This is a genomic window from Flavonifractor porci (genome assembly GCF_037572415.1).
Lineage (GTDB): Bacteria > Bacillota > Clostridia > Oscillospirales > Oscillospiraceae > Flavonifractor > Flavonifractor porci.
In genome coordinates, this window is record NZ_JBBHLB010000004.1 from 39795 (window position 1) to 63562 (window position 23768).

Sequence of the window (23768 nt, forward strand, 5' to 3'; positions counted from 1 at the left end):
AAATTTATCCCCACCGTTCGGGTCCAGGAAATCACCTGGGGCCGGGCGGAAAGCGGAAAACTTGTTCCCAAGGTGGTGATCACAAATGCCTGATTTTTCTGCAATCGACAACACCCCGGACATTTCTTTCATTGACGGGAAAACCATTGACGACGTGCGGGCGGAAATGGTGGCCGATTTTGAGGACGCCATGACCAAGGCCACCGGCCAAACCGTGACCCTGGAGCGGGCCAGCGTCCACCGCATGATCCTGTATTCGGCGGCGGCGCAGATTTACCAGGGGTTCCAGTTCGTAGATCGAGCGGGCAAACAAAACCTGCTGAAATACAGCTATTCAGAATTTCTGGACAACCTGGGCCTGCTGAAAGGCGTTACCAGAGCGCCGGCCACCGCTGCCACCACAACCCTGCGCTTTACCCTGTCCGCCGTGCGCCCCACCGCCACGGCCATTCCACAGGGCACCAGGGTTTCCACAAGCGGGTCCATCTACTTCCAAACTGTGGAGTATGCGGAAGTACCGGCGGGCAGCACCACGGTGGACGTGCCTGCCATCTGCACCGTATCCGGCACGGACGGCAACGGCCTGGCCGCGGGAGAACTGACCACCATGGTGGATCCCCTCCCGTATGTGGAAAGCGTCACCAACACCACAGGCACCGAGGGCGGCGCGGAGATTGAAAGCGACGACGATCTGGCAGAGCGGATTTTTTTGGCCCCCAGCGCCTACACCGCGGCAATTACCGAGGACGGCTATATTTACAAGGCCAAAGAGTACAGCGCCTCTATTGGGGACGTGCGCGTGACCAGCGACCAGGCGGCGGGCACCGTGGACATTGTTTTCATTATGGCCGACGGCACCAGCCCCGGCCCCGAAATGATCAGCGGCCTGGAGGGATACCTGAACGGCAAGAGCGCCCGCGCCATGAACGACAAGATCACGGTGGCGGCGCCGGCGGAAGTGTCCTATACCATCAATCTGACCTACTACATCAACCGCAGCGACAGCGCCAGGGCGGTGGCCATCCAGGCCGCTGTGGAGGCTGCCGTGGCCAATTATGTGACCTGGCAACGGACCATTGGGCGGGACATTAACCCGTCCCAACTGACGGCCATGGTCATGGCTGCCGGTGCCAAACGGGTGACGGTGACTGCCCCGGCCTACACTACCGTGGAGGCCACAAAGATCTCCGCCTTGTCCGGGTCCGCACAGATCAGTTATGGAGGGCTGGAGGATGATTGACCTAAAAGGCAGCAGGTTCACGGACATTATGCCCGACAACCTGAAAAACCAGCCGGAGGTCCAGGCCCTTGCCTATGCGGTAGGGCGCCAGATCGAAAAACTTTGCACCTACGCGGAAAATTCCCGCACCTATGCCGCCATTGCCACCATGCCGGAGAACGTCCTGGACTACCTGGCCGTGGAATTACGCACCCCGGCCTATGATGAAACCTATTCGATCAGCACCAAACGGGCGCTGATCCAGGACACGCTCCTTTTCTATACGCAAATGGGCACCCCGGTGGCGGTCAATCGGATCATAGAAATTATTTTCAGCGCCGGATATATCACGGAATGGTGGGAATACGGCGGGGATCCCCACCATTTTAAGGCGCACACCACAAACCCCGGCATTACAGAGGACGACGTGGAGGAATTCCGGCGGGTGCTGGCGTCCGTGAAACGTCTGTCCTCCTGGCTGGATGAAATTATTCTGGATCTGTCCACCCCGGCGGCGGAGGTCTACACAGGACACTGGATCCATACGGGCGACTTCATCCGGCTGCAACTTGCGACATTGTAAGGAGGGAAACGCTAACTATGGCATTTCAGGCCCCAAAGCTGACCAACGCCGGAAAGGCGCTTTACTACGAAAATATGGCCGGCGCACAACTCACAATTACCACCATCAAAATGGGAAGCGGCACACTTGCCGGGTCTATCGCCAATTTGACAGACCTGGTGGAGCCGGTAGTGGTCATTGACGCCTATGCCGCCGTTCGGGAGGGCTATGTGGACGTGTCTGGCACGTTCTCCAACGCCGACCTGGAACAGGGCTTTTACTGGCGGGAGATCGGCGTGTTTGCCGCCAACCCGGACGACCCGGAGAACCGGGAAGCGGATATTCTCTACTGCTACCAAAACGCCTATGATACGGCGGACTATATCCCCGTGGCCAGTGTGGAAACGGTGGAAAAAAATATTGCGGTGCCCATCATTGTGGGCGACGCGGCGGCGGTATCCTGCACCCTGGACCGTTCCCTGGTGCTGGCTACCCTGAAAGACCTGCAGGACCACGACAACGACCCCGACGCCCACAAGGCCCTTTTGCAGAATATCAATAAGACCCTGGAGGGCAAACAGGACAAGATCAAGGAAACCGGCCTGCTGAAAGGCACAGGGGCAAAGGTGATCCCCGCTGTACCGGGCACGGACTACCAGCCCCCCACCCAAGAACTGAGCAACAGCGACGAAATGGCCCTGACGGACACGGTGCCCTTTTTCTCCAGCGCCGCAGGCCAAAACCGAAAGGTGTCATTGGCGGTTCTAAAGGCCGCCCTGGGCGTCCAAAGCGCCAGCATTAACGTGACCACCTGCGCGGGGGCGTCCGTGGTTTGCACAGACGGAAAAACCACCCTGAACGGCGTAGGATCCACCAAGTTCTCCCTGCCGGATAACACAGGAGAATGGACCGTGACGGCCACCCTGGGCGGAGAGTCCGCCACCAGACAAGTGGAAGTCACCGGCGCCCTGCAGTACAACGTGGACCTGATGATCACCACCGGCGTAGCGGTGACGCACCCGCCCACCAATACCGCCTATGACGTGGGGGACAAATTCGACACCACGGGCCTGGTGGTAACGGCGACGTTTGCGGACAGCACCACCGAGGACGTGACCCAGGATTGCAAGTTCTCCCCGGAAACCATGGAGGCCGACACCAAGACAGTCACAATCACCTACGAGCGGGCAGGGCGCACCCTGTCCACCACCCAGGCCGTGACCGTGCGGCAACTGTCCGGCATTTCGGTGATCACACCCCCTAATAAAAAGTCCTATTACATCGGGGAGAATTTCGACCCCGCAGGCACCGTGATCCAGGCGTCTATGTCGGACGGCAGCACCAAAACCGTGACCGGGTGGACCTACTCCCCCACGGGGGCGCTGGCCGCAGGAAATACCACGATCACCTTTTCCTATACGGAAAACAGCGTGACCAAGACCTGCACATATACCATCACCATCCGGGCGCTGACGTCCATTGCGGTGACGACCCCACCCAGCAAGACCACCTACAACTACGGGGAGAAATTCGCCTCCGCGGGCATGGTGATCACCGCCACCTACAACGACGGCGCCACCCGCGTGGTATCTGGATGGACATATAGCCCCACCGGCAACCTGAACCTGTCCAACACCACAATTACCATTTCCTACGCGGAGGGCGGCACCACCAAGACCTGCACCCAGGCCATCACCGTCAAAAACACCCTGACCAGCATTTCCGTGGCCACCCCGCCCAGCAAAACAAGCTATTTCGCCGGGGAAAGTTTCAGCACAGCCGGAATGGTGATCAAAGCCACCTATGGCGACGGCAGCACCGGGAACGTGAGCGGGTACACCTATTCCCCCACCGGCCCCCTGGCGGCCTCCAATAAGCAAATCACCATTTCCTACACATACAACGGCGCCACCAAGACCTGCACCCAGGCCATCACCGTCACCGAGATCAGCACCACGTTGAATTCCAACAGCTGGGCCACCATCCGGGCCGTTTCTGACGCCAGCAAGGGCGCCAATTACTGGAGTACAGGCGCCACCAAGACCATCACCATCAACGGCAAGGTGGGCAACACCACATTTTCCAATCTGTCCATTGATGTTTTCATTTTGGGCTTTAACCACAATGCCAGCCGGGAGGGCGCCAACAGGATCCATTTCAAGATCGGAAAGATCGGCGGCGCCCATGTGGCCCTAGTGGATAGCAACTACAACAACAACAGTTCCTCCGCGGCCAACTTCCAAATGAACGCCAGCAACACCAACAGCGGCGGGTGGAGTGGATCCAGTATGAGAAAAACCCTGCTGGGCAACAACGGAAACCCCACCAGTCCCCCGGCCAACAGCCTGCTGGCGGCCTTGCCTGCGGACCTCCGCGCCGTTATGAAGTCATGCACCAAGTACACCGACAACACCGGCGGCGGCAATGATAACGCCGGATATGTCACCAGCACCACCGACTATCTGTTCCTGTTGGCAGAATTCGAGTTCCACGGCGCCCGGACCTACGCAAACAGCGCGGAAAAGAATTATCAGGCCCAATATGACTATTACAAGGCGGGAAACAGCAAGGTGCATTACAAGCACAACGCCACCGGCACGGCGGCCTATGCGTGGTGCCGTTCCCCGTATTCCGGCACCTCCGACACTTTCTGCCGTGTCGGCACCGACGGCAGCGCCGGCACCGGCACCGCCGACTGGTCGCGTGGCGTGGCCCCCGGCTTTTGCGCCTAATCGCCGCAGCAGATCCGGCTATATCCCGCCCGCGGAAGCGGGCGGGAGAACCCCCAAGCACCAGACAAACGAAAGGAGGCGGGCGCCATGTCCGTCCTAAAAGAAAAGCGCACCGTCAGCAAGGCGGAATTTGTCAACACCGCAAACCAGATCTATGTTGAAACCATCGGCTTTCTGACACGCCTTTCCGCCAGATACTCCCGGCTGCTGGCGGAGGGCGTGGCCACCCTGGCGGGTGAGGTCATGGACCACGCCGAAAAGGCCAATAAGATCTACCCATCCGACGAACAGCGGAAAGGACTGCGGCGGGAACACTTACTGGAGGCCCTGGCCTCCCTCTCCGCCCTGGACGTGCGGTTGACCCATTGCTACCTGATTATGGGCCAGAACCCACAGGGCTGTTTTGCCGACGGCAAGGGAAAGAGCCTGCCGCCGGCGGAGGCCACCAGAAAACTGGACAACATGGCGGAAAGCCTGGGGAACCTGATCAACCAGGAGGAAACCCTGCTGCGGAACATCATGGACAGCGACAGAAAACGGTAAACGGTCATATGCGGGTGTATTTCTGAAAACGCGCCGGGTGGCAGGGCGGCCTTTCGGACGGCGGCCAATGCGTGGTGCCGTTCCCCGAATTCCAGCAACTCCAACAATTTCTGCCTTGTCAACACCGACGGCAGCGCCAACAACAACAACGCCAACTGGTCTAATGGCGTGGCCCCCGGATTTCGCACCCCTTAACGGGGCGGGTCAAATGCAGTAACCGAAAGGTGAAACGGACCCGTGCGAAAGGAGAAATACTGCCCAGGCAAAAGCCTAAAACTGCACCTTGACGGCCTTGCACGGACGCTGCTTGCATGGCGGGGTATTGCGCTAACCCGTTTCATGTGCCGGGCCAAAGTAGTTTAGACGCGCACCCACAACCCAACTATGCGAGGAGCGAATAAAAATTATATGACCAGCGAGGAGCGCCGGGAGGCGCGATACAAACGCCGCCGGAACCGGCGGCAGGCCAAACGACAGGCCCGGAGCGACGCCCTGGGCGGGATCAAAACCGTGTTCAGTTTTCGCAACCTGTTTTATTACGGGCGGAAGTGCTGCAACGGCGTCCGCTGGAAACGGTCAACCCAAAATTTTGAACTGCACCTGTTTTCCGGCACGGCGGCCCGCCGGAAGAAAATTCTTTCTGGAAAGTGGAAGCCAGGGAAAACGGCACATTTCATCCTACGGGAGCGGGGCAAGGTTCGCCCCATAGACGCGCCCCACATTGTAGACCGACAGATCTACAAGGTCCTAACCAAGGAGGTTTTGGCCCCACTGTATGCCCCTAGTATGATATACGACAATGGAGCCAGCCAAAAGGGAAAGGGCCTGCATTTCCATTACAAGCGCCTGGGGGACCAACTGCGGCGGCACTACCGCCTCCACGGCCTCCAGGGTGCGGTCCTACTTATGGACTTCCACCATTTCTTTCCCAGCGCCCCACACGCGGCGATCTATGAACGCCACCGGCGGCTGATCCTGGATCCAGACCTGCGGGCCATTGCGGACACGGTGGTGGCGGCGGTGCCCGGCGGTGTGGGTATGCCTCTAGGAGTGGAGCCAAGCCAACAGGAAATGGTGTCCCTGCCGTCCTCCATTGACAACTGGCTGAAATGCCAAATGTCCCTACCTGCTGCCGGCCATTACATGGACGACTACAACGCAACGCTGGAAACAAGGGAAAAGGCGGTGGCCATCTGTAAGGGCACGATTGCCAGGGCGGAGGCCATGGGGCTGGAGATCAACCCAGCAAAATGCAAGATCGTGGACGCCTCCAGGCCGTTCCGTTTCTGCAAAGCCAAATTCCAACTACTGCCAAACGGGCGGGTGATCGTCCATGGGTGCCGGGACGGCATGAAGCGGGCACGGCGGAAACTTCGCCACTTCAAGAAAAAGGTGGACGCCGGAAAAATGACCGTGAAGCAAGTGGAGGAGTGGCTGCAAGGCCCTATTGCCTATTATAAAAACTTTGACGACCATGGCCGGGTCATGCACCTGCGCCGGCTATTCTATGCGATTTTCATTCAAGGAGGTTTGCCCAGCAATGTTTAAGATCACAAAGGACGGGGCCACCCTGGCCATGACCGAGGCCCCAAACTACATCAAGCGGGCGGAAAACGGGCGCTTTATCCTGTGCGGGGCCGAGGAAGCGGAGGGCGTCGCCTGTAACGGCACCCCCTACCACCTTTTGGGGCGCCCGGACATGGACGGCCTGGACACCGTGCTGCTGGAAGAGGTAGACGCCGGGGCGGAGATCTACGCCACCCAGGAAACCACCAACGCCACGGCCAACGTGGCCACCCAGGCCGCTGTGGCCGCCCAAGTGTATGTGAGGGCGTCCACCACTATCCCGGACGCCTCCGCCCTGCTTATGCCGGATCTGTTCACCACCTGGGCGGAAGTCATGGCAGCCGCCCAACACGGCGAGGGACACCTTGACCAGGGCGCGATTATCAACAAAGACGGGAACCTTTTCCGCGTGGTGCCCCCTGGAGGCGTGGACCCGCTGGAAAGCCAGCTGCCCGAAGGGGAGGGTATGCTGGCGGTTTACCGCCCCATTGTACCCGATCACGCCGGAACCCTGGAGGACCCGATCCCGTATGTCTACGGGATGGACTGCCACGCCGGCCTGTATTATTCCTATGAGGGCAAAACATGGCTGTGCAAGGCGGATATGATCCCATGCACCTGGGCGCCCGGCACTCCTGGCGTGTGGCAATGGGAGGAGGCGTAAACAGTGGAATACATAGCGACACGGCGGGCGCGGATCCTGGCCATCTGCGGCCCCGTGAACATCCCGTGGGGCACCGCGGTGGAGGCTGTGGACGGCTTTCTGGTGCGGGACGGCCTGCAACTATGTGCCGTTACCAGCCAGAACGCCCACGACTATTTCAGCCGAAACGACGACGGAAACGGCCCGGAGCGGGGGCACCTGGTCCATGCCATTATGAACAAGCTGGCCAAACGGGACAAAGACCATCAAAAACGGTGGGATCACGTTTGGGAGGATCCCGTGTGCCAGAAATACAAACAGCCGGATCCCGTGGACTTCTGGCTGTGGGACCATTCCTTTTTTGAGGCGCCGGTGGACGACCTGCGCCACATTGCCGCCCTGATCGGCGCGAGGGGGTAACGGCCATGGACTACACCAAATTGATCACGGATCTGTGTTCCGTCATAGACAGCATGAATGTGATTATACAGGCCCAGGCCGTGGAACTGGCCCAACTGGGCGCCCTCCACTATGAGGAGGAGATCGCCGCCGTCCGGCGGCGGTACGCTGCGGCAATCGGTGAGGGGGTGGGACCTTGAATCTGGAGGAAATTCTGCTGGGCGGCGGGGGCACCATGCTGGTGGCCATGACACTGATCCAGATCTCACCCATCAAACTGGATCCCTGGTCCGCCATTGCGCGGGCCATTGGGAGGGCCATCAACAAGGAAGTGCTGGCCAAACTGGGGGAAATGGAAGAAACCCAGGCCGACACCCGGCGAATTTTAGACGACCACATAAAGGTGGACGACGAAAGAGCCGCGGACACCCACCGGACCAGGATCCTGCAATTCAACAATGAATTGTTGCGGGATATTCCGCACACGCGGGAGGAGTTCATAGAGATTCTGGCAGAAATCGACTATTACGAGCGGTTTAGCAAAGCACACCCGGACTACCAGAACAACCGCGCCACCCATGCGGTGGCCAATATCAGCCGCGTATATGACGACCGGCTGATCAAGCATGATTTTTTGTAAGGAGGCCGCCGGAAATATGAAACTGCCGATTATGGCCGCCCTGGCCATGTCTGTGGGCACGATCCTGGGGTTTCTTCTGTGCTGTGCCACCGTGGGCAGACTGCGGCAGCAGGGACACACACCCCGAAAAAGCGCCCGAGCAAGGGACAAGCCCACAAAAATGGGCGTCATGGATAAAGTGCTGATCCTGGAGGCTGTGATCCTGGTGGCCTACACTGTGGCCGCCCTGGCCGTGTTTTGGCACACCGGAAACGAACCTGCCACCCTGACCGCCTGCGTGTTTGGCGTCTGCGGACTGGAAAACGGTGTCATGGGCTGGATCAAGACCAACAAGGACAAGGCGGCGGACGCCGCCAGAATGAGCGGAGGCGTTCCGAACGGGCCGGAGCCTGAACGGAAAGAACCGCCGGACGTTGGAATATAGGAGGGAAACAGGTATGACAGAAAACCAACTGCGGCAGAAAGTGGCCGACATTATCAACGCATGGGTGGGGGCGACCAAAGGGAGCGCCAAACACCTGGAGATCCTGGCGATTTACAACGGCCACAAGCCGCTGGCCAGAGGATATAAGGTGAAAACAACGGACGCCTATTGCGCCACCACCGTCAGCGCGGCATACATCAAGGCAGGGATCGCGGAATTCACCGGGACCGAGTGCGGCGTTGAGAAATACACCGTAGTGGCCAAAGGCAAAGGCATTTGGGTGGAAAACGACGCGCACACCCCCAAGATCGGGGACGCCTGTGTGTATGACTGGGACGACACCGGAAAGGGCGATTGCACCGGATCCGGGGATCACATCGGAATTGTCACCCAACTGGGCGGCGGCACCTTTATAGTGACAGAGGGGAACATGACCGGTGGCAAGGTAGGCAAGCGCACCATGGCGATCAACGGGAAGTATATTCGCGGGTTTATCTGCCCGGACTTTGCCGCCATTGCCAAGAAAATGGGCGGAGCGTCCGGCGGAACTACAACGGGAGGCCAGACCATCCACACGGTAAAAGCCGGCGACACCCTTTCCAAGATTGCCAGCGCATACAAAACCACTGTTGACGCACTGGTGGAAATCAACGCCATTAAAAATAAAAATCTGATCCGGGTGGGCCAGGTTCTTATGCTCCAGGACACACCGCAAGCCGCCGCGGATAAACTGGAGGCCCTGGGCGTGATCAATTCCCCGGACTACTGGGCGGGAGCCGCGGAGGCCGGAAAGGTGAAATATCTGGATCTGCTGCTGAAAGCGGCGGCGCAGGCAATCACCAAAGCAGGGCCGCGCACCAACACGCCGGAGGAGGGCGTGGACGCCCTGGCGGCTGCCGGCGTCATTAACTCCCCGGACTACTGGCGGAGCATTTACGGCACATTCCCCTCCCTGGACCTGCTGCTGTGCGCCCTGGGCGGGGCTGTGAAATAAAATTGAGGAGGACATACACATGGAAACCATTATGCAGTACATTCCCCTGGCGGTGTCCGCCGTCCTGCTGGCGGCCCTGATCCTGACCGTGATCACCAACATCATCACCCAGGTGATCAAGAAAGTTACCTGGGACAAGATCCCCACCAACATCCTGGCGGTGGTGGTGGCCATGGCTGTGACCCTTGTGGCGTTCTTCACCCTGTGCCAGATTATGGGGTGGGCCGTCACCTGGTACATGGTGGCCGGGTCCGTGGCCCTGGGGCTGTTCGTGGCCTATGCGGCTATGTTCGGATTTGACAAGCTGCGGGAGGCCCTGGAACAGATCACCGACTGGAACAAAGACGAAACGGAGTAAAGAGAACCCCCGGCACTTGAGCGGTGCCGGGGGTTCTCTGTATTCACGCGATTGCCTCCAGTTCCATATCCTCAATTTCGGCCCAGGTAAACCCCAGGCGGTGCATATCGTCCCCAACATTGGAGAGAACCACACTAGCCTCCATGGTGAGGTCCGCATAACACCGTGCGGCGAACATCTTATAGACTTCCACAGCACGTTCTATGGTAAAAACCCGGATATTACCAACCGTGGCCCCATACTTCCCGTTTTGCTTAATCAGCATGATTTTTACCACCTTTCAAGATTCTATGGAACAACCGGCGGAGCGGGACAAACACCGCAATAAATATCACAAGAGAAATTAGAAACTTCATTGCTTGTCCTCCTATTGACAAAACCTGATGATTTGTTTTATATTTGGGGTGCGGAGGTTCGGGCCTCCGCACCCCTGGCCTTTACCAGTCCAGCAATTTTTGAATTGCCAGAACTATGAGGCCAGAAATTGTACCAGCCAGAACGTCAGCCGCTAACTGCTTTCTGGCCTGCGTCGTCGGTTTATTCCGGCGGCGCTTTTTCTTTTGTCTACCCATCGGACCGTCCTCCTTTCCGTCAGAGGTTGTCCCCTGAACTGTTTATATTATAGTCCTTTTATGGTGCATAATCAAGTGGTAATATGCACGAAATAGGGTGCCTTTATTTGTGTACTTTATGCACTTTACGGAGTGCATAAAGGGTGGTACAATGTTACCACAAGGAGGTGGAGGGAATGGCGATCAGCTACCAAGGAGCATTTGAAGAAATGAAAAAAGCCGGGATCACCACATACCGGATCAGAAAAGAAAATATCTTGTCCCAAAGCACCCTACAAAAATTAAGGGAGGGAAAGCCGGTTACGACCGAAACCATAGAAAAGCTGTGCCTGCTGCTGGACTGCACACCAAACGACATTATGAAGATCACCCGATGACGGTGGGCCATAGGATCGGAACCGCCGCCCCACAATGAACACCCATGCGCCAAAGGGCCTATAATTTTCTTGTGCTGAATATTACCACGGGTTTTGACGCCGGCCTGTGTTAATATCAAGAAAAATGTGGGCCATATCCACGACGGAGGGGCGCCGGGTGAAATTTTACGAGATCAACGGGAAAAGAAACCTATGCGGGGACCGGATCCGCGAGGCACGGCAGAAAAAGAGGCTTTCACAGTCGGACCTATCAAAGCTCCTGCAACTGCGGGGGATCATGGTGGAACGGGATGTGATCAGCCGCATGGAGAGCGGGGCAAGGATTGTGACGGACTTCGAGGCCGTGGCCATTGCGGAGGCGCTGGAGGTCCCTGTGCTGTGGCTGCTGGACAAAGAATAGGCCGGCGTGGTAGAAAGAACCACGCTGGCCTATTGCCATATTACAAAGAAAGAGAGGCCGCCCCATGAAAGGATATAAGCACCTGAGCGCGCACGACCGAAACAAAATGGCAAAAATGCGGAAAGAGGGCGCAACCATGCGCCAGATCGGCGCAGCCCTCCATGTGAGTGCGGCAACCGTCTGTCGAGAGCTGAAACGCGGCACATACACCTACATGAACGCGGATTACATCGAGGTGACCGAATACATACCGGAGCGGTCACATCAGAGATACCGCGCAAACATGGCCGCAAAGGGTCCGGGCCTGAAAATTGGAAATCATAGGGCCTATGCGGAAACGCTGGAGGACCTGATTGTAAACCAGAATTTCAGCCCTGCCGCAGCAATCCATGAAATTGAGAACCACCCGGAGAAATACGGGGAGTTCGGAGTGCGGATCTGCCGTCAAACACTGTATTCCTATGTGGGGAAAGGAATATTTCTGCACCTGACCACAAAGGACCTGCCATTCAGGGGATCGCGCCAGAAAAAGAAAACCCAGCACATCCACCGCATGAAATCCACATCGAGCGGAGACAGCATTGAAAAGCGCCCGGAAAAGGTGAACCGCCGGGAGGAGTTCGGCCACTGGGAAATGGATCTGGTGGTGTCCTGCCGAGGCGGGAAAAAGTGTCTGCTGGTCCTGACGGAAAGGACCGCGCCACAGGAAATTATGATATTGATACCAGACAAAACACGGGAAAGCGTAGTGCAGGCATTAGACCGCCTGGAGCGCCGCTACGGGAAAATGTTTCCTGTCATATTCAAGACCATCACTGTGGATAATGGCGGGGAGTTTTCGGACTGCGAGGGCATGGAGCGATCCGTGTTCAAGTCCAGAGGGCGCCGCACCAAAATATACTATTGTCACCCGTATTGCAGCAGCGAGCGGGGCAGCAACGAAAAGCAAAACCAGATGATCCGCAGAAAGTTTCCCAAAGGAACAAATTTTGATAAAGTATCACAAAAAGAAGTGAAAGTGGTGGAGGAATGGCTGAATAGCTACCCACGAAAAAGCCTGGGGTGGAAAAGCGCAAACGATGTTTTCCAAGAGCTGATCGCGGCCATCTGAAAAATTTTTACTTTTTGTTACGCTTACCTATTGACATTTGCGAAAAAACTAAAAAGTAATATTGATAAATGGGCGCAAATGATGTATGATATCAAGTACAGCCTTCCAGCGGACGGCGCTGATGCGTCCGGTCCGAGGCAAGGCCGCACTAGTCGGGGAGTTAGCGGTGCCCTGTACCTGCAACCCGCTACAGCAGGGATGAATCCCGGCCCCCGGATCTGCGTTGTGTCGTCTGACCCCGGTAAGTAGTGATGATGGATCGGTCCCGCGCAAGGTCGCCCCGTGAACCGTGTCAGGCGGGGAACCGAGCAGCACTAAGCGGACCGTGATCTGTGCCGCGGGGTTTCCGCTCCTGAGCCGGCTGCCAGGGTAACGGACATAGCGCTGATTCCAAAGGCCGGTGTGCGGTCTTGCCATGAACCGGATGCTCAAGGGAGGGGCGAAGCGACGCGGCTTTCCGCATCCTCCGCCCCTCTTTTTCATTTTTATGTCGAGGTGACCGGCGTGTATCAGGCTCTATACCGAAAATGGCGGCCCCGTACGTTTGACGACGTGGTGGGTCAGGCCCATATCACCGACACGTTGAAGCGGCAAGTGGAGACCGGACGGCTCTCCCACGCCTATTTGTTCACGGGTACCCGGGGTACGGGCAAGACCACCTGCGCCAAAATTCTGTCCCGGGCGGTCAACTGCGAACACCCGGTCAACGGGAACCCCTGCAACCAGTGCCCCTCCTGTCTGGGCATTGAGAACGGCTCTATTCTGGATGTGCTGGAGTTGGATGCGGCCTCCAACAACGGTGTGGATCAGGTCCGCGCCCTCCGGGATGAGGCGGTGTACACCCCGGCGGCGGTCCGGAAACGGGTCTATATCGTGGACGAGGTCCATATGCTCTCCACTGCGGCTTTCAATGCCCTGTTGAAGATCCTGGAGGAACCGCCCGCCCACCTGATGTTTATCTTGGCCACCACGGAGCTGCACAAGGTGCCGGCTACGATTAAATCCCGCTGTCAGCAGTTTTCCTTCAAGCGCATTCTTCCGGGAGAGATTGCCGCCCGGCTGGCCTATGTCGCGCGCCAGGAGGGCCTGGAGCTGAGAGGTGAGGGGGCGGAGCTGTTGGCCCGGCTGGCTGACGGCGGTATGCGGGATGCTCTGTCCCTGCTGGATCAGTGCGCCATCCCAGACGGACCCATCGGTGTACAGGAAGTGCTGGACGCGTTGGGGCTGGCTGGGAACCTGGAGACCGCTCGCTTGATGGAACAGATTGGCGGGGGAGACACTGCGGCTGCCCTGGAGAGCTTGGCCGGCCTTTATGGTGCGGGTAAGGAAGTAGGAAGCCTGCTGAGTGAGCTGTCTGCCCTGACCCGGGACCTTTTGGTGCGGAAGACGGCTCCCAAAGGTGGAGCAGCTCTGCTTACCGGTGGCTATGATGAGAATACCATGCGGCGGCTGTCTAACCTGTTTCAAACGCCCCGGCTGGCTCAGATGCTGGGTGTGCTCCAGTCCACCATCGCCGACCTGTCCCGCAGTGGCAACCGCCGCACAGATGCCGAACTCTGTCTGATCCGTCTCTGTGATCCGGTACTGGATGAGAGTATGGCGGGAATCAATGCCCGTCTGTCCAGGGTAGAGGAACTGTTGGCGGGTGGGATACCTACTGCCTGTGCGATACCGCCTGCACCGCAGAAAAAGGTGCCGGAGCGCCAGGGCAGGCAGAAGGATACCCCCCCCTGGGAGGAGGAGTGCCCCCCGCTGCCGGATGAGCCGGGAGAACGGGTGGCCTACGAAGCGGAAGCCATCCCGCAGAAGCCTTCTCCAATGGAGAAAGAGCTGGCCGGAGGTTCATCCGTAACAGCGCCGTCTGGCGATCTGTGGCCGGGACTGGTGGCTGGACTCCGGGGCAAGTTCCCGGCGGTCTATCCATTCCTCAGCAATCCATCCGCAGTACAGGGGATATTGGAAGACGGTGTACTGACACTGTGGGTAGACACAGATTTCACCAAAAGCATGGTGGGTACGGCTGCGGTGCTGGAAGCCCTGGAAAGAATGGCTGGTACCCAGATGGGCCAGGCTGTGCGGTGTGCCGTAAAGGTGGGCGCGCCGCCTAAAGCGGCCCCGGCAGCGCAACAGCCTGCTGAGCACGATCATTTGGATGACCTGTTGGCAATGGGCCAGCAGTTTGACAACATTATTATTGAAGAGTAAAGGAGTTGCGACCTATGGCAAAAGGATTTAACAGCCGTGGATTTGGTGGTATGGGCGGCGGCATGAACATGAACATGATGAAGCAGGTCCAGAAGATGCAACAGGACATGATGAAGATGCAGCAGGAGCTGGAGACCAAGACTTACACTGCGGCGGCCGGTGGTGGTGCAGTGAGCGCTACCGTTACCGGCAAGCGGGTGCTGGAGAGCGTTACCATTGATCCTGATGCGGTGGATCCCGAGGATGTGGAGATGCTGCAGGATATGATCGTGGCGGCTGTCAACGAGGCGCTGCGTGCGGCGGAGAATGATTCTGCCTCTTCCATGCAGCAGCTCACCGGTGGCCTGAACCTGCCCTTCTAAAGTGAAAGCTGGAAATGGCCGCCTGTGGGCGGCCATTTCCTATTACATCGTTGGACCCCGAAGCGGAGGAGTAAAAATGGAGACGGTGAAGGGATTACAAACATCGGAACGATTTCGGATCGGTGCGCTGCTGGCGGTAGCCGGCGGCCTGCTGGATGCCTATACCTATCTGATGCGGGGCGGTGTGTTTGCCAATGCGCAGACAGGAAACATTGTACTGTTGGGCGTACGGGCGGTAGAAAGGGACTGGAGCGGTGTGCTGCATTATCTGCTGCCCATTCTGGCATTTGCGGCGGGTGTGATCGCAGCTGAGTGCATCAGAGAGCGGTTGAGAGAGGTGTATATCGTCCATTGGCGGCAGGTTGCAGTTTGTTTGGAGATTGTCCTGTTGGCGCTGGTTGCGTTTCTTCCACAACAGCTGAACGCGCTGGCAAATATCATTGTTTCATTTGTGTGTGCCATACAGGTGGAGAGTTTTCGAAAAGTCCGCGGCAATGCCTTTGCTACTACGATGTGTACAGGAAATCTGCGCAGCGGAACGGAGCGCCTGTATCAATTTATTCGTACCGGGCAGAAGGAACAGCTTCTGCGAGCGGCGCAGTATGGGGGAATCATTCTGTTCTTTATCGTTGGCGCGGCGCTGGGGGTATGGTGCAGCAGCTTTTTACGCCTTTATACTGTGGCGGTTGCTTGCATCCCATTGTTGATTGCGTTCCTTCTGATGCGGCATTGAGAGAAACGTGTTTGTAGTCTGTCTGTTGGATGTGTGTCAATTGTATTTAAAATAAAAAAGATGAAAAACGACTTGACAAAGTAGAATGAAGCTGGTAAAATACAACCTGTTCCGTTGATGGAACAGGCACGTTTGGGGGTATAGCTCAGCTGGGAGAGCGCTTGAATGGCATTCAAGAGGTCAGCGGTTCGATCCCGCTTATCTCCACCAAAAAGACTTGAAACGAGAGTTTCAAGTCTTTTTTCTTTTTGTAAGCGTTAATGAACTGGTATAATGGAGCAAAAAAGATGCGGGCTGTTCCTTGCAGGAATGGCCCGCACTGTGTTGCGGGGATGAAAAAGTGAGTGGGGCGTTTTGTTTTGAGAACGTGTTTAGTGAAGAGATATATTTAGAATGTCTGTTTGCTCCGGCGGATGAAGCAAGGAAAAAGCAAGATTTCTATTTAGGCCAACAGAGCAGTTCTATGATATGATAGGAACAACCATATGGAGGTGAGCTGCGTGAAAGACGGCCGTGCCATTCATCGACGTGTCCTTGATTATGCACATAGAGATACGGACGCGTTATACCGGGATTTTCATATTACTGAGTGGGGTTACCGGGATGAGCAGGTGGAGGAAAGCCGTGCGCGATACGGCAGAAACATTCTGTCTGGCCGGGCAGCAGATACGGTGCTTTTTCGCTTGCGAAGGGCTTTCATTAATCCTTTTGCGATTATCTTGTTTGTGCTGGCAAGCATTTCATTTGTGACAGATGTTCTCCTTGCCTCAAATTTCAGCCGCAATATGACAACGGTCGTTATTATCCTGTGTATGCTGCTGATCAGCGGCGTTGTGCGGTTTACCCAGGAAATGCGGGCAAAGCGCGTTGCGGATCATCTTACCAGAATGATTGAGTCTCATATCATGGTGCGCAGAAACGGAGAGTGGATGCGGATTTCTTCCACAGAACTTGTAGTCGGAGATTCTGTGCGCTTGTTCGCGGGAGATCGGGTCCCAGCAGATCTCCGGCTTACGGCAGCAAGCGATCTGTTTGTGTCTCAATCCGTGATTACAGGGGAAAGCGCGATTCTGGAAAAGAACGCCGGGGTTCTTTCCGAAAGAAAGGCGCGCTCATATGGGGAATACAGCAACGTCGCTTTTATGGGCTCGTCTATCATCGGCGGCACAGGGGAGGGCGTGGTGCTTGCCGTAGGCCAGGACACTGTCTATGGTGGATGCTCTGGAACCATGGCCAGTTTCAAAAACGGCTTTGATCAGGGGGCTGGCTCCATTGCATGGGTATTGATTCGTTTCATGGCAATTTTGATTCCCATCGTATTTGTGGCCTGCGGGCTTACCAAGGGAAACTGGCTTTCCGCATTTTTGTTTGCCCTGTCTGTTGCTGTAGGGTTGACTCCGGAGCTGCTTCCCATGGTAATCAATGCCTGCCTGGCTAAAGGCAGCGCTGCCATGGGAAAAAAGCAGACCGTGGTTAAAAATATCAATGCCATGCAGGGATTTGGCAGCATGGACATTCTCTGCGTTGATAAAACCGGAACCCTTACCGGCGACAGGCTGTTGCTGGAGTATTACATGGACGTCCTGGGCAATGAGAGCCAAAAGACTCTGGAGTTTGCCTATTTAAATAGCATTTACCACACAGGTGTCAGAAACCACCTGGACGCTGCAATCCTCGCCTGTCAGGAAATGCCGGGGCACAATGCCCGTTTTCAAGAATTGGCGGCTAGCCATCCCAAGCTGGACGAACTGCCCTTTGACTATGAGCGGAAATTTGCCAGCGTTTTGGTCCAGGGTGGGGAGGAAAATCTGCTGATCATCAAGGGTGGGCTTGACGAAGTGTGCCGCCGCTGCAGCCATTTTGAATACAAGGGCAAACGTAGCGCCATGGGTGCCGACAGAGTGGCCAGCGTCCACGCCATTGTGGACGAGATGCTGGAGGATGGCATGAAGGTCCTGGCCGTAGCCTATAAACCTCTGGAGCGGCAGCAGCTCAGCGCTGAAGAGGAGCGGGATTTTATTCTCCTTGGGTACCTGGCGTTTTTTGACGCACCCAAGCGGACTGCCGCTGACGCCGTCAGAAAGCTGCAGGAGCTTCATGTGGGTATCCGGGTGCTGACTGGGGATCAAAAGAGCGTTGCCGTTTCCATTTGCCGCAGGTTGGGGATCGGTACGGCGGAAACCTTGACCGGCGAGGAATTGGAGCAGCTGAGCGACGATGAGGCACCGATCAGAATTGAACGCGCTACCGTGTTTGCGGAGCTGTCTCCCAAACAAAAGGTTCAGATCCTCCGGACGCTGCAAGGCAACGGACATACGGTGGGCTTTTTGGGAGACGGTATGAACGACTTACCCGCCATTGTGGAATCCGATGTGGGTATTTCTGTGGATACCGCTGCAGATGCCGTGAAAGAAGGCGCGGATGTTATCCTGTTGAAAAAGGATCTGAATGTATTGGAGGAAGGGATCAAGGAGGGACGGAACGCCTTCGCCAATGTGTCAAAGTATATTAAGATCACGGCATCCTCCAACTTTGGAAACATTCTCTCCATTGTCGTTGCCAGTGTGTTCCTTCCGTTTTTTCCTATGGCATCGGTACAGCTGCTGCTGCTGAATCTGCTCTATGATATGCTGTGTCTTGTTCTGCCGTGGGATCATGTGGATCAGGAGATCTGCGCCAGGCCATTGGAATGGTCCGGCAGGACGCTGGGCCGCTTTATGCGCTTCTTTGGGCCGATCAGTTCTGTCTTTGATATTCTAACGTTTTCGTATCTGTTTTTTGTGCTGTGCCCATCGGTGTGCGGCGGAACTTTTGCCGCTCTGGCTGGAAGCGAGGAGCAGTTCCGGTTTATTGCGTTGTTTCAAACAGGTTGGTTTCTGGAATCCATGTGGACCCAGGTGTTGATTTTGCATTTGCTCCGTACCCAAAAGATGCCGCTGTTCCAAAGTAAACCGTCCTGTCCGGTCATGTTGGTCACAATGCTTGGTATTCTGTTTTTTACCATCCTGACCTTCACGCCGGTGGGACGTCTGATTGGGCTGACAGCTTTGCCGCCGGCCTATTTTGGATTTTTGGTTGTAGCCGTTTCCCTCTATTTGCTGCTGGTTACATTGGCGAAGAGCTGGTATCTCAAAAAATATCACAAACTGCTTTGAGAAAGGAGGAATCTGTGATGAAAAAGAAGATCGGCTTTATCAGTCTGGATTCCTCCCTGGCGGGGTGGCTTTCCGAAAAGCTTCGGTTCTCCGCGCCCGACACCCCGGCCGCCAAGGAACTGCTGGAAGGGCTTATAGATCTGGTGAATGGTGCGGCGGATTCCCTCATGTTGGAGCTGGATGATGGAGAGGCTGTTGTACCGGCAAGCGACAGTATCCGCTGCGGTGAGTTGTCCATTGATTTGAGATTGCGCAGGGTGGTCCGAGCCGGAAGGGAAATTGCACTGACGCCCAAAGAGTTCGATATTCTCCATTTTCTGGCCCGCAACCGTGGAGAGGTATTTACCAAGGAGCAAATTTATCAAGCGGTATGGGAAAATGATTATCTGCTGGACGACAGCAACATTATGGCATTTATCCGGAAGATCAGAAAGAAAATCGAACCAAACCCGGACGCGCCGGAATACATATTGACGATCTGGGGTATCGGATATAAATTTAATGACAAGCTGTGACGGCTTTTCCTGACCAAATCGCAAGGGAATCGCAAGGTTTTGACCATGTGATTCTCCTTGCGATTTTTGTATTCTTGTACAGGTTGAGGGGGTGAACGGCTTGATTTATACCGATTTTATGTTCAGAATATCCCTTTCGCTGACGCTTGGCTTTTTGATCGGACTGGAGCGGCAGCTCACCGGACATCTGGCGGGTATTCGCATCAATGTTTTGATTTGTATGGGGACCAGCTTTTTTACGTTGTTCCCTATGCTCTATGGTTCGGATCAGGTGTTCCGCGTTGGGAGCAGCATCATATCCGGGGTGGGCTTTTTGTGCAGCGGAGTGATTTTCAAGGACAGTGCTTCGGTGCGGGGAATCAATACGGCCGCCACCCTCTGGTGTACATCGGCTATTGGGATCCTTGCAAGTACAGGGAAATATGCGCTGGCCATTTCCGCGGCCGGTGTTCTGGTCGGCTCCAATCTGATTTTCCGCCCTCTGGCAAGAAGGCTGGAACCGCTGACGTTTGGCGATGAGGCGGAACAACAGTATCGAATCTCTGTTACCTGTCAGGAGGCTGCCGAGCGGGAGATCCGGCTGCTGCTGATCAACAGCAACTCCTGCAAAACATTGTATCTGAACAACCTGGAAAGCTGTGATGTTGTTGGAAATAAGGTTGAAATCATTGCGGAATATTGTGCTTCCGGCAAACCCAAGCACCAGGTGTTAGAGGGGATTGTGGGGAAAGCTTTGGCGGCTGCGGGGGTAATAAGTGCCGGGTGGGAGGTGCTGTAGATGAAAAAAAGATATAAAAGCGATAAGCCTGTATGTCTGTTTGCGCTGTATGTCATATTTGTTGCCACATACGGCTGCCTCTGCTGGGCGTTTCCTGAGTACAGACGATGGATGTTTCCGCTTTGGTATCAGATGACCGCCGTGCTTTGGCTTGCCCTGGCTGTTTTGGCAGTCAGATTGATGCAGCGAAAGAAACAGATCGGCAAAATCAAATCGCGAAGGACGTGAAGGATGATGAATGGTATCTGCATCTTTTTTTGCGCACTGTTTATTCTGATGGGCGCCGCATTTGCCTGCGGTAAAGGTCCTATGTATCTTTCGGTTTGGAACAGCATTCCGCAGCAGCAAAGGGCGAAGATGAAAATCAAGCCTCTTCGCCGTAACGCTGGAGCGATGATTGCGCTCAGCGGCTTGATTTTTGGGGGGAAGGGCGTGTGTTCAGACCTTGATGATCATTGGTTCGTATGGGCCATGATCTTATGGCTGATTGCGGCGGGCGTGGATGCTTGGTATCTGTCAAAAAGCGGTCGCTACCAAACCCAATCATCCGCAACGCGGTTTTAGATAGAGATCCCATAAAGACAGTGAGGTGAATGGCATGGACTCCGACGGCAGTCCGGGCAGACATGGAGCGGCGCGTGGCGGCGGGAGTTTCCTGCCTCCTGTGCCTCCCTGTTTGCCTCCCATAAAAACGCAAGGAGGTAAGACCAATGAACAAGAAAGAGACACGCGTGGCTGCCCGGCAGGCCGCCGAAAAGGCGGTCATTCGTGACGAGCAGAACCGCCGCATACAGTATGCGGCAACCAATCCCATCAAGGTGGTGCTGAAAGACCTGCATACCGCGCTGTGCGGTTTGGATGAGGAAACGGTGGCCCGGAATCGCAGTAAATACGGCAGCAACAAAGTGACCCGTGAAAAGAAAAAATCTCTGATAAAGCGTTTGGCAGACGCATTTATTAACCCGTTTACCGCAATTTTGTTTTGTCTGGCTCTGGTCTCTACAATGACCGATATGATTTTTCCCTACTTTTCACTGTTTGGAAGTGCACCGGAGGACTTTGATTGCCTGACCGTGGTCATCATTCTTACAATGGTGTTTATTTCCGGTACGCTTCGTTTCGTCCAGGAATCCAGAAGCGGCAACGCGGCGGAAAAACTGCTGGCCATGATCACCACCACCTGTACGGTTACCCGCAGAGGGGAGGAAAAAACAGAGATCCCAATGGATCATCTGGTAGTGGGCGATATTGTTCACCTGTCTGTGGGCGATATGATCCCCGCTGATGTTCGCATTTTGGAGGCCAAGGACCTGTTTATCAGTCAGGCCAGTCTGACCGGAGAGAGTGAGCCTGTGGAAAAAACGCCTCATATCAGCCAAGCGGCAGAGAGCGTGACGGATTATACGAACATTGCCTTCATGGGCAGCAATGTGGTTTCCGGCAGTGCAAGTGCTGTGGTGGTGTGCACAGGCGATCACACGTTGTTTGGCTCTATGGCGTCCGCGGTTGCGGGAGAAGCGGTGGAAACTAATTTTACCAAGGGTGTGAACGCGGTTTCCTGGGTGCTGATCCGTTTTATGCTGGTTATGGTGCCGCTGGTGTTTTTCATCAACGGCATTACCAAAGGAGACTGGCTGGATGCCTTTTTGTTCGGCATCTCCATCGCGGTGGGACTGACTCCGGAGATGCTTCCCATGATCGTGACCACCTGTCTGGCCAAGGGCGCGGTCTCCATGAGCAAGAAGCAGACCATCGTGAAGAACCTGAATTCCATTCAGAATTTTGGCGCGATCGATATCCTTTGTACCGATAAGACCGGAACGCTGACTCAAGATAAAGTGGTGCTGGAATATCACCTCAATGTAAACGGTGAGGATGACACCCGGGTATTGCGTCATGCGTATCTCAACAGCTATTTTCAAACCGGCTACAAAAACCTGATGGATCTTGCAATCATTCATAAAACGGAAGAAGCAGAGGCGGAGGATCCCAGGCTGATCGATCTGTCTGAAAACTATGTGAAGGTGGACGAGATCCCGTTTGATTTTACGCGCCGGCGGCTGACCACAGTGGTACAGGATCGAAAGGGAAAGACCCAGATGGTGACCAAGGGCGCTGTGGAAGAGATGCTTTCCATTTGTGCTTTTGCAGAATATGGCGGGGACGTGCAGCCGCTGACCGATGAAGTGCGCCGCCGTATTCTTCAGACCGTGGACGACCTGAATGAGAAAGGATTCCGCGTCCTTGCCATTGCCCAGAAGAGCAATCCGTCTCCGGTGGGCGCGTTTGGCGTGAAGGATGAATGTGATATGGTGCTGATCGGATATCTGGCCTTCCTTGATCCGCCCAAGGAATCTACCGCGGACGCCATCAGAGCGCTGAAAGACCACGGTGTGATTACCAAGATCCTGACCGGCGATAACGACAAAGTGACGCGGACGATCTGTAAGCAGGTGGGACTGAAGGTGCGCAATATGCTGCTTGGCTCCGACTTGGAGAAAATGAGCGATGCGGAACTGGCAAAGGCCGCGGAATCCACCGACGTATTTGCCAAGCTGACGCCTGAACAGAAAGCGCGTGTGGTTTCCGTTCTCAGGGAAAATGGCCATACGGTGGGCTTTATGGGTGACGGGATCAATGATGCCGCGGCCATGAAAGCGGCTGATATCGGTATTTCCGTGGATACCGCCGTGGATGTGGCAAAGGAATCGGCTGACATTATCCTGCTGGAAAAAGATCTGATGGTGCTGGAGCAGGGCATTATTGAGGGGCGCAAGACCTACGCCAACATGATCAAGTACATTAAGATGACGGCATCCTCCAACTTCGGCAATATGTTTTCAGTGCTGGCGGCCTCTGCCCTGCTGCCTTTCCTGCCCATGATGAGTGTGCATCTGATTTTCCTCAACCTGATCTATGATCTGTCCTGCACGGCCATTCCATGGGACAATGTGGACGAGGAATTTATTGCAAAACCCCGGAAATGGGATGCGTCCAGTGTGGGCAGCTTTATGATTTGGATCGGGCCAACCAGTTCCATTTTCGATTTTACAACCTACCTGTTTATGTATTTTATATTCTGCCCGATGTTCATCTCGGGGGGGGTGCTGTTCAACGATCTGCCCGCCCATTTCAGCGGTACAGAGCTGGCGATGATGCAGGCGCAGTATATTGGGCTGTTCCAGGCCGGTTGGTTTGTGGAATCCATGTGGAGCCAGACCCTTGTCATTCACATGATCCGCACGCCAAAGCTGCCCTTCCTTCAGAGCCGCGCCTCCGCTCCGCTGACGCTGCTGACCCTGACGGGAATTACCGTACTTACCATCATTCCCTTTACACACTTTGGCGCGGTGCTTGGATTTGTGGCGCTGCCGGCGGCGTACTTTGCATACCTGATCCCCTGCATCCTGCTCTATATGATTCTGGCGACCAGTTTGAAAAAGGCCTATGTGCGGCACTACGGCGAATTGCTTTAAGAAA

General features: G+C 55.7%; 27 protein-coding genes, 1 tRNA gene and 1 other RNA gene. 27 read left to right on the top strand and 2 right to left on the bottom strand.

Annotation, left to right across the window (positions count from 1 at the left end; genetic code table 11):
- Positions 1-85 precede the first annotated feature (85 nt).
- The 13 genes from WHJ28_RS04145 (at position 86) to WHJ28_RS04200 (ending at position 10080) form a co-directional block, all read left to right on the top strand.
- Positions 86-1240: a baseplate J/gp47 family protein gene (locus tag WHJ28_RS04145; RefSeq protein ID WP_340039915.1), complete on the top strand. Its 1155-nt coding sequence runs from the start codon at positions 86-88 to the stop codon at positions 1238-1240.
- On the top strand, positions 1233-1802 hold the full coding sequence (locus tag WHJ28_RS04150; protein ID WP_340039917.1) for a phage tail protein I: 570 nt from the start codon (positions 1233-1235) through the stop codon (positions 1800-1802). Before WHJ28_RS04145 ends, WHJ28_RS04150 begins: the two co-directional genes overlap by 8 nt.
- A gap of 17 nt (positions 1803-1819) precedes the next feature.
- Positions 1820-4513, top strand: coding sequence for a bacterial Ig-like domain-containing protein (locus WHJ28_RS04155; RefSeq protein ID WP_340039919.1), 2694 nt, complete (start codon positions 1820-1822; stop codon positions 4511-4513).
- An 87-nt stretch (positions 4514-4600) separates the two neighbouring features.
- A complete protein-coding gene (locus tag WHJ28_RS04160; RefSeq protein ID WP_340039921.1) occupies positions 4601-5056 on the top strand; it encodes a hypothetical protein in 456 nt (151 codons plus the stop codon).
- Positions 5057-5074: 18 nt separating this feature from the next.
- A complete protein-coding gene (locus tag WHJ28_RS16580) occupies positions 5075-5251 on the top strand; it encodes a DUF6273 domain-containing protein (RefSeq protein ID WP_490374918.1) in 177 nt (58 codons plus the stop codon).
- A gap of 213 nt (positions 5252-5464) precedes the next feature.
- Positions 5465-6604, top strand: a complete 1140-nt coding sequence (locus WHJ28_RS04165; RefSeq protein WP_340039923.1) for a reverse transcriptase domain-containing protein — start codon at positions 5465-5467, stop codon at positions 6602-6604.
- A complete protein-coding gene (locus tag WHJ28_RS04170) occupies positions 6597-7286 on the top strand; it encodes a hypothetical protein (protein ID WP_340039925.1) in 690 nt (229 codons plus the stop codon). The genes WHJ28_RS04165 and WHJ28_RS04170 overlap by 8 nt, the downstream gene beginning before the upstream one ends.
- Positions 7287-7289: 3 nt before the next feature.
- Positions 7290-7685 carry an isoaspartyl peptidase gene (locus WHJ28_RS04175; protein ID WP_340039927.1) on the top strand — a complete coding sequence of 132 codons (396 nt, stop codon included), beginning with the start codon at positions 7290-7292 and terminating at the stop codon, positions 7683-7685.
- A 5-nt stretch (positions 7686-7690) separates the two neighbouring features.
- Complete coding sequence (locus tag WHJ28_RS04180) at positions 7691-7864, top strand: hypothetical protein (protein ID WP_340039929.1); 174 nt, start codon at positions 7691-7693, stop codon at positions 7862-7864.
- Complete coding sequence (locus tag WHJ28_RS04185; RefSeq protein WP_340039931.1) at positions 7861-8304, top strand: hypothetical protein; 444 nt, start codon at positions 7861-7863, stop codon at positions 8302-8304. The genes WHJ28_RS04180 and WHJ28_RS04185 overlap by 4 nt, the downstream gene beginning before the upstream one ends.
- A gap of 16 nt (positions 8305-8320) precedes the next feature.
- Complete coding sequence (locus tag WHJ28_RS04190) at positions 8321-8728, top strand: hypothetical protein (RefSeq protein ID WP_340039933.1); 408 nt, start codon at positions 8321-8323, stop codon at positions 8726-8728.
- A 13-nt stretch (positions 8729-8741) separates the two neighbouring features.
- Positions 8742-9722 (top strand): LysM peptidoglycan-binding domain-containing protein, encoded by a 981-nt coding sequence (locus tag WHJ28_RS04195; protein ID WP_340039936.1) that lies wholly within the window; start codon positions 8742-8744, stop codon positions 9720-9722.
- Positions 9723-9741: 19 nt separating this feature from the next.
- Entirely contained in the window at positions 9742-10080 is a 339-nt protein-coding gene (locus WHJ28_RS04200) for a hypothetical protein (RefSeq protein WP_340039938.1), read from the top strand.
- Positions 10081-10123: 43 nt separating this feature from the next.
- Here WHJ28_RS04200 and WHJ28_RS04205 read toward each other — a convergent pair whose 3' ends face one another.
- The gene (locus WHJ28_RS04205) at positions 10124-10345 is read right to left on the bottom strand and encodes a hypothetical protein (RefSeq protein WP_340039940.1); all 222 of its coding nucleotides are present in this window, start codon (positions 10343-10345) and stop codon (positions 10124-10126) included.
- Positions 10346-10517: 172 nt separating this feature from the next.
- Positions 10518-10652, bottom strand: coding sequence for a hypothetical protein (locus WHJ28_RS04210; RefSeq protein ID WP_340039941.1), 135 nt, complete (start codon positions 10650-10652; stop codon positions 10518-10520).
- A 176-nt stretch (positions 10653-10828) separates the two neighbouring features.
- Here WHJ28_RS04210 and WHJ28_RS04215 point away from each other — a divergent pair, with 176 nt between their 5' ends.
- The 14 genes from WHJ28_RS04215 (at position 10829) to mgtA (WHJ28_RS04280) (ending at position 23764) form a co-directional block, all read left to right on the top strand.
- On the top strand, positions 10829-11029 hold the full coding sequence (locus WHJ28_RS04215) for a helix-turn-helix domain-containing protein (protein ID WP_340039943.1): 201 nt from the start codon (positions 10829-10831) through the stop codon (positions 11027-11029).
- A gap of 124 nt (positions 11030-11153) precedes the next feature.
- Positions 11154-11429 (top strand): helix-turn-helix domain-containing protein, encoded by a 276-nt coding sequence (locus WHJ28_RS04220; RefSeq protein WP_340040439.1) that lies wholly within the window; start codon positions 11154-11156, stop codon positions 11427-11429.
- Between the two features lie 64 nt (positions 11430-11493).
- Positions 11494-12540: an IS30 family transposase gene (locus tag WHJ28_RS04225; protein WP_340039945.1), complete on the top strand. Its 1047-nt coding sequence runs from the start codon at positions 11494-11496 to the stop codon at positions 12538-12540.
- A 143-nt stretch (positions 12541-12683) separates the two neighbouring features.
- Positions 12684-12948: signal recognition particle sRNA large type (ffs, locus tag WHJ28_RS04230), an RNA gene on the top strand.
- A 96-nt stretch (positions 12949-13044) separates the two neighbouring features.
- Positions 13045-14745: a DNA polymerase III subunit gamma/tau gene (gene dnaX, locus WHJ28_RS04235; protein WP_340039947.1), complete on the top strand. Its 1701-nt coding sequence runs from the start codon at positions 13045-13047 to the stop codon at positions 14743-14745.
- Positions 14746-14759: 14 nt separating this feature from the next.
- The gene (locus WHJ28_RS04240; RefSeq protein ID WP_087187190.1) at positions 14760-15107 is read left to right on the top strand and encodes a YbaB/EbfC family nucleoid-associated protein; all 348 of its coding nucleotides are present in this window, start codon (positions 14760-14762) and stop codon (positions 15105-15107) included.
- A gap of 76 nt (positions 15108-15183) precedes the next feature.
- Complete coding sequence (locus tag WHJ28_RS04245; RefSeq protein WP_340039952.1) at positions 15184-15840, top strand: YoaK family protein; 657 nt, start codon at positions 15184-15186, stop codon at positions 15838-15840.
- Between the two features lie 134 nt (positions 15841-15974).
- Positions 15975-16050 (top strand) — tRNA-Ala (locus WHJ28_RS04250).
- A 290-nt stretch (positions 16051-16340) separates the two neighbouring features.
- Positions 16341-18995, top strand: coding sequence for a magnesium-translocating P-type ATPase (mgtA, locus tag WHJ28_RS04255; RefSeq protein ID WP_340039954.1), 2655 nt, complete (start codon positions 16341-16343; stop codon positions 18993-18995).
- A 17-nt stretch (positions 18996-19012) separates the two neighbouring features.
- Entirely contained in the window at positions 19013-19510 is a 498-nt protein-coding gene (locus tag WHJ28_RS04260) for a winged helix-turn-helix domain-containing protein (RefSeq protein ID WP_340039956.1), read from the top strand.
- Positions 19511-19601: 91 nt separating this feature from the next.
- Complete coding sequence (locus WHJ28_RS04265; RefSeq protein WP_425461098.1) at positions 19602-20288, top strand: MgtC/SapB family protein; 687 nt, start codon at positions 19602-19604, stop codon at positions 20286-20288.
- Positions 20289-20516, top strand: a complete 228-nt coding sequence (locus WHJ28_RS04270) for a conjugal transfer protein (protein WP_340039960.1) — start codon at positions 20289-20291, stop codon at positions 20514-20516.
- 3 nt (positions 20517-20519) lie between these two features.
- Positions 20520-20852: a DUF3784 domain-containing protein gene (locus WHJ28_RS04275; protein ID WP_340039962.1), complete on the top strand. Its 333-nt coding sequence runs from the start codon at positions 20520-20522 to the stop codon at positions 20850-20852.
- 146 nt (positions 20853-20998) lie between these two features.
- Positions 20999-23764, top strand: coding sequence for a magnesium-translocating P-type ATPase (mgtA, locus tag WHJ28_RS04280; protein WP_340039964.1), 2766 nt, complete (start codon positions 20999-21001; stop codon positions 23762-23764).
- The last annotated feature ends 4 nt before the right edge of the window (positions 23765-23768 follow it).

Coding starts and splice junctions, on each gene's coding strand:
- WHJ28_RS04145 (WP_340039915.1), top strand. CDS start 86: ATGCCTGATTTTTCTGCAATCGACAACACCCCGGACATTTCTTTCATT.
- WHJ28_RS04150 (WP_340039917.1), top strand. CDS start 1,233: ATGATTGACCTAAAAGGCAGCAGGTTCACGGACATTATGCCCGACAAC.
- WHJ28_RS04155 (WP_340039919.1), top strand. CDS start 1,820: ATGGCATTTCAGGCCCCAAAGCTGACCAACGCCGGAAAGGCGCTTTAC.
- WHJ28_RS04160 (WP_340039921.1), top strand. CDS start 4,601: ATGTCCGTCCTAAAAGAAAAGCGCACCGTCAGCAAGGCGGAATTTGTC.
- WHJ28_RS04165 (WP_340039923.1), top strand. CDS start 5,465: ATGACCAGCGAGGAGCGCCGGGAGGCGCGATACAAACGCCGCCGGAAC.
- WHJ28_RS04170 (WP_340039925.1), top strand. CDS start 6,597: ATGTTTAAGATCACAAAGGACGGGGCCACCCTGGCCATGACCGAGGCC.
- WHJ28_RS04180 (WP_340039929.1), top strand. CDS start 7,691: ATGGACTACACCAAATTGATCACGGATCTGTGTTCCGTCATAGACAGC.
- WHJ28_RS04190 (WP_340039933.1), top strand. CDS start 8,321: ATGAAACTGCCGATTATGGCCGCCCTGGCCATGTCTGTGGGCACGATC.
- WHJ28_RS04195 (WP_340039936.1), top strand. CDS start 8,742: ATGACAGAAAACCAACTGCGGCAGAAAGTGGCCGACATTATCAACGCA.
- WHJ28_RS04200 (WP_340039938.1), top strand. CDS start 9,742: ATGGAAACCATTATGCAGTACATTCCCCTGGCGGTGTCCGCCGTCCTG.
- WHJ28_RS04205 (WP_340039940.1), bottom strand. CDS start 10,345: ATGCTGATTAAGCAAAACGGGAAGTATGGGGCCACGGTTGGTAATATC.
- WHJ28_RS04210 (WP_340039941.1), bottom strand. CDS start 10,652: ATGGGTAGACAAAAGAAAAAGCGCCGCCGGAATAAACCGACGACGCAG.
- WHJ28_RS04215 (WP_340039943.1), top strand. CDS start 10,829: ATGGCGATCAGCTACCAAGGAGCATTTGAAGAAATGAAAAAAGCCGGG.
- WHJ28_RS04220 (WP_340040439.1), top strand. CDS start 11,154: ATGTGGGCCATATCCACGACGGAGGGGCGCCGGGTGAAATTTTACGAG.
- WHJ28_RS04225 (WP_340039945.1), top strand. CDS start 11,494: ATGAAAGGATATAAGCACCTGAGCGCGCACGACCGAAACAAAATGGCA.
- WHJ28_RS04240 (WP_087187190.1), top strand. CDS start 14,760: ATGGCAAAAGGATTTAACAGCCGTGGATTTGGTGGTATGGGCGGCGGC.
- WHJ28_RS04245 (WP_340039952.1), top strand. CDS start 15,184: ATGGAGACGGTGAAGGGATTACAAACATCGGAACGATTTCGGATCGGT.
- WHJ28_RS04260 (WP_340039956.1), top strand. CDS start 19,013: ATGAAAAAGAAGATCGGCTTTATCAGTCTGGATTCCTCCCTGGCGGGG.
- WHJ28_RS04270 (WP_340039960.1), top strand. CDS start 20,289: ATGAAAAAAAGATATAAAAGCGATAAGCCTGTATGTCTGTTTGCGCTG.
- WHJ28_RS04275 (WP_340039962.1), top strand. CDS start 20,520: ATGATGAATGGTATCTGCATCTTTTTTTGCGCACTGTTTATTCTGATG.
- mgtA (WP_340039964.1), top strand. CDS start 20,999: ATGAACAAGAAAGAGACACGCGTGGCTGCCCGGCAGGCCGCCGAAAAG.